We start from the raw sequence: 11,081 nt of genomic DNA on the forward strand, positions 1-11,081 counted from the left end.
GAACACAGCAGTTAAGCTCACTCGTGCCCAAGATAGTTAGCTGGAAACGGCTTGTGAAAATAGGTAGCCGCCGACTTGATCAAAACGCTCTAAGAGAAATCTTGGAGCGTTTTCTTTTTTGCGAAAGCATTTATATAACCAAAAAGCGGCCCCGTTGCGTGGAAAACTCCAACGCAGCAGGGCCGATGATTTATTGGGTGGTATATCCTTTAAGAAGGAAGCTTCCGCTTAGCCCTTGCCGGCGCAGCCGAACAGCTCGATCTTTTCCTTGCACTTGTCGATGATGGCCTGAGAGCCGGGAGCCAGCAGCTTGCGGGGGTCGAAGCCCTTGCCCTGCTGATCCTTGCCAGCCTCGATATACTTGCGGGTAGCTTCAGCGAAGACCAGCTGGCACTCGGTGTTGATGTTGATCTTGGAGACGCCCAGGCTGATGGCCTTTGCGATCATGTCGTCAGGGATGCCGGTGCCGCCGTGCAGGACCAGAGGAATGTTATTGGTAGCCTTATGGATGCGGTCCAGAGCCTCGAAGTCCAGACCCTTCCAGTTGGCGGGGTAGACACCGTGGATGTTGCCGATGCCGGCGGCCAGGAAGTCGATGCCCAGATCAGTGATCTTTGCGCACTCTGCGGGGTCAGCGATCTCGCCATTACCCACGACGCCGTCCTCGACACCGCCGATGGAGCCGACCTCAGCCTCGATGCTCATGCCCTTAGAGTGTGCCAGAGCGACCAGCTCCTTGGTCTTCTCCACATTCTCCTCGATGGAGTAGTGGCTGCCGTCGAACATGATGGAGGAGAAACCGGCCTCAACGCAGGCCTTGCAGCCCTCGTAGGTGCCGTGATCCAGATGCAGAGCGACCGGGACGGTGATGCCCATGGAATCGACCATTGCATCGACCATAGCAGCGACGGTCTTGAAGCCGGTCATGTACTTGCCGGCACCCTCGGAGACACCCAGGATGACAGGACTCTTCATCTCCTCGCAGGCGGTCAGAACAGCCTTGGTCCACTCCAGGTTGTTGATGTTGAACTGAGGCACACCGTAGTGGCCGTCACGAGCTTTGATGAGCATTTCGGTTGCATTTACCAACATTATTATTACCTCCAAAAATTATCGGGGTCTGTTCGTACCCACACACCGCTTTGTGCATGGTTTAACGAAGTTGCACCCTAAGTATACCCCAAACAGATGGTAAAATCAATCCACCGGAGAGTTTTTGTAACCAAACCGAAGCTTTCTCAGCCAGCGGTGTGCTCAAAAGACTGAGAAATAAGTGGGATGCAACATTTTATACAGGCTTCGACAACATCCGGCCAGACCGGCGGCGGAGGCACCAAAGCAGACGATTTTCAACAGGGATCCACATTCGTCAAAATGATGTTGGATAAAAAGGCAAAACAAGTGCCGCTCTGCTTCAAAATTTTGTCATAATTCTGACTTGAAAATTACAAAATGTATGCAAGGTTCTGAGCCTGTCGAGATAAGATTGTGGAAAACCTTGTGGAAAGTGTGGAATTCCACCCGGAAAACAGGCTTGAACACTTGAGTTTTGAACTTTCTCCACAGGGTTTTCAACTTGTGGAAAAAACAGGGCGGGTATACGGATGGTAAAGCAGTCTGAATGTGGAAAACTTTTACCACAGGCAAAAAGACGGATAACCGGCGCGCAAAAGGCAACACTTCTCCCATGAGGCGCTGCCCGGGCGGGCGGCACAGAAATTTCACGGGAAGAAAAAGCGCAATTCTATGGCAAACCCCTGCCGCTTATGTTATACTTCAAGATGAGTTATAAGCGCTGTACGTCTGAAATGCGTCAGTGTCTGCCGCAAAATGCTGCTTTGCAGCGCTGCGGCCCTGAAAACTCGCTTGAAGCGATACGATGACGCCGGGTCGGAAGGGCTTTGGCGTCCTGCGATAGAAACGGAAGGAGAACTTCATGGAAGAACGCAATATGCCCCGCCGTCCCCGCCGCGAAAAGGCCGACGACCAGCCCCGGAACGAGAGCCTCGTCTACGGCAAGAACCCGGTCACAGAGCTGCTGAAGAGCGGCTCCGGCGTGGATACGGTGCTGCTGGCCGAGGGCATGGCCCCGGCTGTGGCCGCTTACTATACCGCAATGGCGAAGGAAGCCGGTGCCACCGTCAAGCGGGTACACCCCAACAAGCTGCGCCTTATGACCGGCACCGAGAGCCATCAGGGCGTGGCTGCCTTTGCCAGTGAGATCGAATATGCAACGGTGGAGGACCTGCTGGCCGCTGCCAAAGAGAAGGGCGAACCGCCCTTCCTCGTGCTGAGCGACGGCATCGAAGACCCCCACAATCTGGGCGCTGTCATGCGCTCGGCTCTGCTGTGCGGCGCTCACGGCATCGTCATCCCCAAGCGGGGCGGCGCATCCGTGACCCCCACCGTCATCAAGTCCAGCGCCGGTGCGGCTGAGCGTCTGCCCGTGGCCCGTGTGGCCAACATCGGCGAGACCATCCGCCGCCTCAAGGAGCAGGGCGTTTTCGTCTACTGCGCCGACATGGACGGCGTGTCCCTGCGCAAGAACAACCTTACCGGCCCCATTGCGCTGGTGCTGGGCAGCGAGGGCAGCGGTGTGTCGCAGCTGGTCAAAAAGCTCTGCGACGGCGTTGTGAGCCTCGATATGACCGCACAGGGTACCGGCGTGGACAGCTTCAATGTCTCGGTGGCCGCAGGCATCATCCTGTATGAGATCCAGAGCCAGCGCGCCGCACAGGGCTGAGCTGACCCGTGCCGAACGAAACAAGGGAGGGAAGATCAGGATGCCAAAGGATGACGAGCGGAAGGAAATGACGCAGGAAGAGATCGACGCCCGCGAAGAAAAATTCCGCACCTTTTTTACCACCAGTGTAGCCCAGGTCCCGGAGGAGATGACCCGGCGGGACGATGAGAATGAAGAAAAGCCCAAGAGCCTGCTGGGCCGGCTGCTCCGCCGTGAAAAGGGCGAACAGCAGGAAAGCAGCACACCCGAAGAGAGCCGTACCGGCGAGATACAGCTGGGCGGCGAGGAGCCGGAGGAACCCTCCGACCTGGAGCTGGTCCTGACGCTGGAAGAGGAAGTCACAGAGCCGAAGCCCGAGCAGCCGAAGCCTGCCGAGCCGGTCAGCGCCCCCCAGCCTGAGCCGGAGAAGCCCCAAAAGCCCGCAGAACCCATCAAAGCGCCGGAGCCGCCTACTCCCAAGCCGGAGAAAAAGCCGGCAGAAAAGCAGGCTGCACCCCGGAAAAAGGCGGTCCAGTACGAGCCGCGCACCCCGCAGGAGCAGTACGAAGACCGGGAGATGCAGGCGCTCAAAGCCATGCTGTTTGGTGCAAAGCTTCCGCCGCAGGAGGAAGAGCCTCCCCAGCCGGTGAAGCCCGCAAAACCGGAAAAGAGTACCCCGGAAGTTCCGGTCATTGCAAAGAAACCGGACGCAGAAAAAGAGCCGGATGCAGCGCCGGAGAAGCCTGCCGTGCCGATGCCCGCGATGGTGTTTGCAGAAGATAAGGCGTCGAAGCCCCATGCGGCCCCGGCGATGCAGTTCTTCGGCAAGGGCGACGACGAGAAAGCGCCCGCAGCCCCGGCCCGCGCGACGCCGCCGGACAATGACGACAGCATGAGCCTGCCGCTCATGTTCCTGAACGACGGCGACGAGGTGGCTCCGGTGGAGCCGCCGAAGGAGGAAGCGCCTGCACAGCCGGCCGAAGAGGCCGGTACTGCACCGGCTGCTCCGGAGGCTGCACCCGTCGAGGAAGCGCCTGTCGAAGAGGAAAAAACGCCCGAGACGCCGGAACAGGTGGGGGAACGGCTGCACCAGATGGGCGCGGCCCTTACATTGCGCTGTGCGCTGGGCGGCATCCTTGCACTGGTGCTGCTTCACTTCGGCCTCGCCGCGGAGGGCCTTGTCGGCCCGTTGGGCGGCCTTGACCCCGTAACTGCCCCGGCGGCCTTCTATGCCGCCAATCTGCTCTTCCTGGCGCTGGCGCTGGCTGTGGGCTGGCCCGTCGTGAGGGACGGCCTGAAGGGTCTGCGGGGCGAACGCCCCAGCATGGAGACCATGCCCGCGATGGCAACCTGCGCTGCGCTTTTGCAGGCTGCTGTGGCCCTGCTGAACGCGCAGAACTATCAGGCGTCCAGCTTTACCCTTCTGTCCGGCATTGCGGCGCTGGGGCTGTTCCTTGCACTGCTGGGCGACCGTGTCCTTCTGGCCTCGGTCCAGGGCGGCTTCAAACTGGCGCAGGCTGGTCCGGAGCATCGCGGTGCGTTCCGCGCCAAGGACAAAGACCTTATCCGCATCCTCTCCAAGGACATGGACGAAAAAGACCCCTGGGTGCTGCTCAGCCGACCCGCCGAGTGGGACGACGCGATGGTGGAGCAGGGCTTCGGCCCCCGCGCCTGTGAGCGCCGCGCCCGTAAGACGAATTACATCCTGCTGGGTGCGGCTGTGTTGGCCGGTCTGGTCTTCTGCGTCTTTGGCGGCGGCCTCAACGGCGGCGCTGCGGCGCTGACCGCTGTGCTCTGCCTGGGTTCGCCTCTGTCCTCCACCCTTATCGCAGGTTTTGCATCTCTGCGGCTGCAGCAGACTGCCGCTGCCTCGGGTGCGGTGATCCCCGGCTGGGCGGCTATCGAGGAACTGGGCGGTGTGGATACCGTTCAGGCTGACGCCGATGAGCTGTTCACCCCGGACAGCGCCATGCTCGAGGACATCCGCATCTTCAAGGGCGGACGCATCGACCGGGCCATCCTCTATTCGGCCAGCGTCCTGAGCAAGTGCTGCAACACCCTGAGCGGCCTGTTCCGCCAGATCATCGAGGACCGCACCGACATCCTCTACCCGGTCAAGGACCTGGAAGTCCATCGCGGCCTCGGTTTCTCTGCATGGTGCGACAACAACCGCATCCTCATCGGCACCCGTGCGTACATGGAAAAAGAAGAAGTTCCCCTGCCCGACGAGGAATATGAGGCCAAGCATTCCAAGAACGGCGAGCTGCAGATCCTCTATCTGGCCGTGTCCGGCAGTCTGCACGCCATGTTCGTGCTCCACTATGTGGGGGGACGGAACGCCGCCCGCGGTCTGGAACAGTTGCAAAAAGAGAATATCCAGCTGCTGGTGTCCTGCCAGGACCCCACCCTGACCGCACGACACATCACCGACGCCTACCATCTGCCCGAGGGCATGGTCGTCCTGCTGGACCAGGAGCAGTGTGCCGCACTGGGCGCTGCCACCGCCGAAGACACCGGCTCCGAAGGCTGCTGCATCCTTTGCACCAACGGCTTTGCCAGCCTGACCGGCGGTCTGCGGGCCGCAGAGCAGGCCCAGAACGCCGAGACGACCGCTACCACGGTGCAGCTGGTGTCGGTGTGGTTCTCGGTGGCCATCGCCGTCCTGCTGGCCTATGCGGGCAGCGTGGGGATGCTGAGCGTGGCTGCGGTGTTGATGTATCAGGCGGCATGGAGCGCTCTCAGCATCGCCGTGTGCGCACTCAAGCAGCATAGTTGAAAAAATAAATAGGAAATATTCTCAAAATAAATAGGAATTATTCTTGATTTATGCCCGAAATTCTGGTATAATACCCTCAGAGACAAGTAAGACCTATCGCACACCCGGTACCGAACAAAGCGGGCTGCGCGTAGAATAAACCAAACCGGACACAGCCCATACTGGCAGTGTCAGACTATCTGAGAGGAGAACAGATTATGGAACTCAAGGGAACCAAGACCGAGAAGAACCTGATGGAAGCTTTTGCGGGCGAGAGCATGGCCCGCAACAAGTACACCTACTTTGCAAGCGTTGCAAAGAAGGAAGGCTACGAGCAGCTGGCCGCTATCTTCGAAGAGACCGCCGGCAACGAGAAGGAACACGCCAAGCTGTGGTTCAAGGCCCTCTGCGGCGGCTCCATCCCCGACACCCTGACCTGCCTCGAGATGGCAGCCAGCGGCGAGAACGAAGAGTGGACTGATATGTACCCCCGCATGGCAGCTGAGGCCAAGGAGGAGGGCTTCACCCAGCTGGCCGCTCTCTTCACGATGGTGGGCCAGATCGAAAAGGAGCACGAGGCACGCTACCGCGCCCTTGCCGCCAACCTCAAGGAGGGCAAGGTCTTTGCCCGTGAGGAACAGCAGGTGTGGGTCTGCCGGAACTGCGGCTACACCTATATCGGCAAGTCTGCTCCCCTCAAGTGCCCGGTCTGCGCACATCCCCAGAGCTACTTTGAGCTGAAGGCCAGGAATTACTAAGTTTTTTCAGATATTCCGTCCGATGAGAGCCGCCGCACCTGTATAAAGTGCGGCGGCTCTTTTGCTGTCTGGTGAAATACAGTCTGCACGATTTGTATAAATTTGGCGGGGGTGTTTTAGTGTCTTTCACGAAAAGGTGCGCGAAATTGTGACACTTCTGGCGAAGAACTTGACCCTTCTTTTGGGTGCGTGTACAATAAACAAATAGTGAGAGGGATTTTGTGCAGAGCACATTGCGATAAAACTTATCCAAAGGAGGGAAGTGCTACCCTATGAATAAGATCACACGGCTTGCAGCGGCGTTTGTGCTGAGCGGGCTTCTTCTGGCAGCTCCTGCCGCACAGGCGGCCCCCGCATTGCTGGGAGCATCTGCGAACTTTGAGCTGGAAGTGAACGAGATGGAGCTGGAGATCACGGCAGACGACCCCCGCCCCAAAGCCTATCTTTACACCGGCGGGCAGAGCGACTACTACTTCATCGTCTGGATGAGCAGCAACCCCACCGTGGCTGCCGTGGACGGCGATGGCCGTGTCACCGGCCGCAGCGCCGGTGAGGCCACGATCACTGCCATCACTGACCGGGGCGAGTGCGCTGCCTGCAAGGTGACTGTCCGCAAGGAGAGCGGCAATGCGGCCAGCAAAAAGCCTGCCCTCGACCACACCACCCTCAACCTCGTTATCCAGTACAACAATGCCCACCCCAGCCAGAAACTGCAGCTCATCAACACGAGCGGCTCCTTTGTCTATGCCTACCAGTGGATGAGCAGCAACCCCGAGGTGGCAACGGTGGATCCGGAGGGCCTTGTCACGGCCCAGAAGCCCGGCACCACCACCGTCACGGCGCTGGCCACCAACGGTCAGGCGCTGCGCTGCGCCGTTACCGTCAACAGCGATGTTGGCAAGGTGACTCTGAATAAGCGCGACCTGCTGCTCCGCACGGTGGGCAGCAAAGAGGCACTCACAGCGTCTGTCGCTGTGGAAGACGGCGTGAATGTACCCATCACATGGGTCAGCAGTAATCCCGGCGTCGCTACTGTGGACGCTTCTGGTGTCGTGACTGCCGTCGCCGACGGCGAGGCAAAGATAACGGCGCTCTCGCCAGATGGACGCTTCGACAGCTGCAGCGTTTTCGTGGGCCTTGCGGCAGACAAGTACGACACTGAAGAGGACTTGGCCGAGGAACTCAAGCTTCCGGACCCCTATGTGGCGGTCCGGATGAACCGGCTGAGCTGAACCGAAAATACAAAGAGAAAGCCCCGCACTGCATCGTTCGATGTGGTGCGGGGCTTTTGCTTATTGATTTACCAGCTCAATAAAGGCTTTCATCTGGGGCGTGAGCCATTTGTCCTTGTGATAGAACAGCTGCCGGTGCATGGTGACAGTGCAGTCGGGGACATTGAGGCGGGCGATACGCCCGGCGGAGAGGGCAGGACGGACGATGTACTCGGGCAGGAAGGAGAGCCCCATCCCGCGCTCCACCATCTGGCAGAGCAGCGAGGCGCTGCCCAGCTCGATGTAGGGATGGATAGACAGCCCACGGGCGGCGAGGCGCTGGTCGAGGGCGTCACGGTAGCTCATGCCCCGCTCTGTGAGAAGAAATTCCTGTTGAGCCAGAACATCCAGCGGCACTTCGGCCTTGTCGGCCAGCGGATGCCCGGCGGGGGCCACGAAGCAGACCGGCTCCGGCACATTGACGGCCAGCGTCAGGCTGGGCAGGAGCAGAGGCTGGTCGAGGGTGTAGGCCAGGTCAATCTGGTTCGCGCTCAGCAGCCGCAGCATCTCGTCGGCGGTGGCGGTGCGGAGCACCAGCTCCACCTGTGGGCAGAGGGCGTGGAACTGCTGCAGCAGGTCGGGCAGGAAGGTGCTGCATACGGAATCGGCCAGTGCCACCCGCAGGGTGCCGCTGACGGCCCGGGCAGGCACCAGCGCGGCCTTGGCCTGCTGGGCCGTGATGAGAAGGGTGCGGGCATAGCTCTGGAAAGTCTGGCCCGCGTCGGTGAGGCGGACGGTCTTGCCCACCCGGTCAAAGAGAGGCGTACCCAGCTCTGTTTCCAGCTGGGAGATCTGGGCCGATACCGCCGACTGAGAGTAGCCCAGCTCCCGAGCAGCGCTGGAAAAGCTGTGCAGCTCGGCGATATGAAGGAAGGTGTTGATATTTCGGAGTTCCATAACAGTCCCTCCGGCGTCAGCGGCGGTCGATGCCGGTGACGGTCAGGACCTCGCCGTCCACTTTGAAGTGGACTTCCAACCCGCCAAACTCCATGCCGTAGACCCGCTCCGGGTCGTGCTGGTAGGAGGGGCGGGGGTCGTTTTCCAGCACACCCTGCAGAGCGGCCTGCTGGACGGCAGGCACTCTGGCCCAGAGGCCGGCGTCGCAGACCATGGTCAGGTGGTGGAACTGGGTCTGTGCTGTGAAGCCTGCGGCGGCGTCCGGGTGGCAGTCGGCGTAGGGGATGTAGGGCTTGATGTCGTAGATGGGGGTGCCGTCCATCAGGTCGGCGCCCCGCACGATGAGGACGGGGCCGACGTCAGGCCGGTGCTCGATGGCTTCCAGCTGGACGCTGGACAGTCCCAGCGGATTGGGCCGGAAGGGCGAGCGGGTGGCAAATACGCCCATCCGGGTGTTGCCGCCGAGGCGGGGCGGCCGGACGGTGGGGGACCAGTTGTCCCGCACCGCGCCGGAAAACTGCCACACCAGCCAGATGTGGCTGAAATCTTCGAGACCGCGCACGGCGTCGGCATTGCGGTATTCGGGGGTAAAAATGACCTCGCCCCGCAGGCTGTCCACCAGCCCGCTCTGGCGCGGGATGCCGAACTTGGTGGGGAAGGCGGTGCGGATATGGGCGATGACCTTGAGGGTCATTTCTTCGGGTGCAGACATGGGGACTCCTCCTTATTATAAGCCACGGCAGAAGCCCACGGCACGGCCCTCGATTTGAATTTCTTCCAGCTGGGGGCCTGCGAATACCATGGGCGGGCAGACGGCGGTGTTGTCGGCCAGCAGCATGACGGTCTCGCCCTGGCGGTGGAAGTGCTTGAGGGTGGCTTCCTCGCCGATGCGGACAGCGGCGATCTCGCCCTGCTCCACCTCGGGCTGGCGGCGGATGCAGACAATGTCGCCGTCACAGATGGTGGGGGCCATGCTGCTGCCATGGCAGGTGAGGGCGAAGTCGGCGTGCCACGCGGCGGGGACGCCGATGTAGCACTCGATGTTCTGCTCAGCAGTGATGGGGGTGCCGCAGGCGATGGAGCCTACGAGAGGCACCCGCACCATCTCAGGCAGAGGCTCGAAACCCGGCGGAGGGCAGGGCAGGTCCACGAGGCCCATGAGCCACGCGGGTGTGGTGTCCAGAGCGGCGGCCAGCTCCTCGAGCTTGGCCCGGGGCAGATCGTTGATGCCCTTTTCCAGCTTGGTGATGGAGGATTTGGAGCGGTAGCCCATCCGGGCGGCCAGCTCTTCCTGCGACAGGCCCAACTGCTCCCGGCGCTGCCGGATGCGGCTGGATAGATCGGTATCGGACATATAGGGCCTCGCTTTCTCTGCGGTTTGCACGATTTTCGGTGTTCTGAGGACAGTATAGCAAAAAATTTACTATAAATCAACTTTTTAGGGATTATTTTGCAAACAATGTTGACAAATAATCAACTGAAAGATATAATACAACCAATGATTGTATGGAACGCGTTGAACGCAAAACTGAAAGGAGAAACGCCTATGACCGATACCATGATGATCCGCGACTGCATCCGCAGCCAGGGCATGAAACTGGGCCATGTGGCCCATGTTCTGGGCATCACCAACAACACCCTCCGCTGCAAGCTGGAAAATGAGAGTGAATTCAAGGTGAGTGAGGCCGAAAAACTCTCGAAGATGCTGGGGATGACCGTCGAGCAGCGCGACCGCTGCTTTTTTGGCCCGGCGGGCTGAGGGAAAAAGGTGATGGAAGCCATGACACAGGAACAGCGCCAGAAGACGAAAGAGGCCCTCAGCCGCTACGGGCAGAAAAACTGGGTCTACGGCCCCTGCAACTGGGGCTGGAAGCGGGCCATCCAGCTGGCCGAGGAGTATTACCGCGAGGCAGACCCGGGCCTGCGGGGCAGCATCCTGCAGCTGCGCTACATGGAAAGGCGGAGGCGGGAAGAGGTGATGGATAAACTGAACATCAGTTACAGCACCTATCAGAAGGCCCACGACGACCTGCTGAGCACCGTTGCGGTCTTTGCCGCCCACTATGGTGAGCTGTGACGCAAAAATACCCCCTGACCGGACGGTCAGGGGGCATTCGTGTGCTCAGTGTTTCTTCTCGGGGGTGTCGCAGTGCTGGTGGCAGGAAGAGCAGTTGCCTCCGCAGCCCTCGCCTTTCCAGCCGCCCTGCCGGGAGATCCACACCACCGCCAGTGCAAACAGGACAGCCAGCACCAGCAAGGTGATGATACCGCGTGCAGTTATCATAAAAAAGACCTCTCTTTCGAAAGAATTCCAACCCCAGTATACACCATCTGCCCCCGGAGAGCAACCGGAAAGCGCTGCCGACTCAAACTTTTTTCGAAAAACGAAAATTTGGGCTTGCATTTGGCCTCGCGCAGTGATATAATAAGTGTGTTCCGATTCGGAGGATTAGCTCAGCTGGTTAGAGCACCTGCATCACACGCAGGGGGTCTGGGGTTCGAGTCCCTAATTCTCCACCATACAGTTCGTACTCGAACCCGATTCTTTATGAAAAAGGGTTCGGGTACGTTTTTTGTTTACAGGAAGTTCTGAGAAGGCATTACTCGGAACGGTAAACGAGCAAAGGCAGGGTATCACTATGATAGTGGTATCCTGCCTTTTGCTTTGCGGAATCAAG

Annotated in this window: 11 protein-coding genes and 1 tRNA gene; 7 read left to right on the forward strand and 5 right to left on the reverse strand. The window is 59.9% G+C overall.

The annotated features are described in order from the left end of the window. Positions 1-228: 228 nt before the first annotated feature. Positions 229-1,092, reverse strand: coding sequence for a class II fructose-1,6-bisphosphate aldolase (gene fba / locus AAAU26_RS02590; RefSeq protein WP_158402841.1), 864 nt, complete (start codon positions 1,090-1,092; stop codon positions 229-231). An 844-nt stretch (positions 1,093-1,936) separates the two neighbouring features. Between fba and rlmB the strand changes: the two genes are divergently transcribed. The 4 genes from rlmB (at position 1,937) to AAAU26_RS02610 (ending at position 7,467) form a co-directional block, all read left to right on the forward strand. After that, a complete protein-coding gene (rlmB, locus tag AAAU26_RS02595) occupies positions 1,937-2,743 on the forward strand; it encodes a 23S rRNA (guanosine(2251)-2'-O)-methyltransferase RlmB (protein ID WP_149794467.1) in 807 nt (268 codons plus the stop codon). Between the two features lie 40 nt (positions 2,744-2,783). Further along, on the forward strand, positions 2,784-5,498 hold the full coding sequence (locus tag AAAU26_RS02600) for a cell envelope biogenesis protein OmpA (protein ID WP_227618869.1): 2,715 nt from the start codon (positions 2,784-2,786) through the stop codon (positions 5,496-5,498). 197 nt (positions 5,499-5,695) lie between these two features. Further along, positions 5,696-6,235 carry a rubrerythrin gene (gene rbr, locus AAAU26_RS02605; protein WP_265104222.1) on the forward strand — a complete coding sequence of 180 codons (540 nt, stop codon included), beginning with the start codon at positions 5,696-5,698 and terminating at the stop codon, positions 6,233-6,235. Between the two features lie 272 nt (positions 6,236-6,507). After that, complete coding sequence (locus AAAU26_RS02610; protein ID WP_217210414.1) at positions 6,508-7,467, forward strand: Ig-like domain-containing protein; 960 nt, start codon at positions 6,508-6,510, stop codon at positions 7,465-7,467. A 60-nt stretch (positions 7,468-7,527) separates the two neighbouring features. On the opposite strand, the gene AAAU26_RS02615 is transcribed toward AAAU26_RS02610, so the two are convergent. Genes AAAU26_RS02615 through AAAU26_RS02625 form a run of 3 tightly spaced genes read right to left on the reverse strand, consistent with a single transcriptional unit; the run spans position 7,528 to position 9,757 of the window. Beyond that, a complete protein-coding gene (locus AAAU26_RS02615; protein ID WP_158395158.1) occupies positions 7,528-8,403 on the reverse strand; it encodes a LysR family transcriptional regulator in 876 nt (291 codons plus the stop codon). A 16-nt stretch (positions 8,404-8,419) separates the two neighbouring features. Further along, on the reverse strand, positions 8,420-9,115 hold the full coding sequence (gene tsaA / locus AAAU26_RS02620) for a tRNA (N6-threonylcarbamoyladenosine(37)-N6)-methyltransferase TrmO (RefSeq protein WP_158395157.1): 696 nt from the start codon (positions 9,113-9,115) through the stop codon (positions 8,420-8,422). A gap of 15 nt (positions 9,116-9,130) precedes the next feature. Next, positions 9,131-9,757 (reverse strand): LexA family protein, encoded by a 627-nt coding sequence (locus AAAU26_RS02625; RefSeq protein ID WP_158402835.1) that lies wholly within the window; start codon positions 9,755-9,757, stop codon positions 9,131-9,133. Positions 9,758-9,949: 192 nt separating this feature from the next. Here AAAU26_RS02625 and AAAU26_RS02630 point away from each other — a divergent pair, with 192 nt between their 5' ends. Both AAAU26_RS02630 and AAAU26_RS02635 read left to right on the forward strand, forming a co-directional pair. Further along, positions 9,950-10,162, forward strand: coding sequence for a helix-turn-helix domain-containing protein (locus AAAU26_RS02630; protein ID WP_015565492.1), 213 nt, complete (start codon positions 9,950-9,952; stop codon positions 10,160-10,162). A gap of 12 nt (positions 10,163-10,174) precedes the next feature. Then, positions 10,175-10,480 carry a SqdX protein gene (locus AAAU26_RS02635; protein ID WP_158395154.1) on the forward strand — a complete coding sequence of 102 codons (306 nt, stop codon included), beginning with the start codon at positions 10,175-10,177 and terminating at the stop codon, positions 10,478-10,480. A gap of 45 nt (positions 10,481-10,525) precedes the next feature. Here the strand turns inward: AAAU26_RS02635 and AAAU26_RS02640 are convergent, their stop codons facing one another. Then, entirely contained in the window at positions 10,526-10,687 is a 162-nt protein-coding gene (locus tag AAAU26_RS02640; protein ID WP_158395153.1) for a FeoB-associated Cys-rich membrane protein, read from the reverse strand. A 159-nt stretch (positions 10,688-10,846) separates the two neighbouring features. Here AAAU26_RS02640 and AAAU26_RS02645 point away from each other — a divergent pair. Further along, positions 10,847-10,923, forward strand: a tRNA-Val gene (locus AAAU26_RS02645). The last annotated feature ends 158 nt before the right edge of the window (positions 10,924-11,081 follow it).

This window comes from Faecalibacterium longum (assembly GCF_040094125.1).
Taxonomy (GTDB): Bacteria; Bacillota; Clostridia; order Oscillospirales; family Ruminococcaceae; genus Faecalibacterium; species Faecalibacterium longum.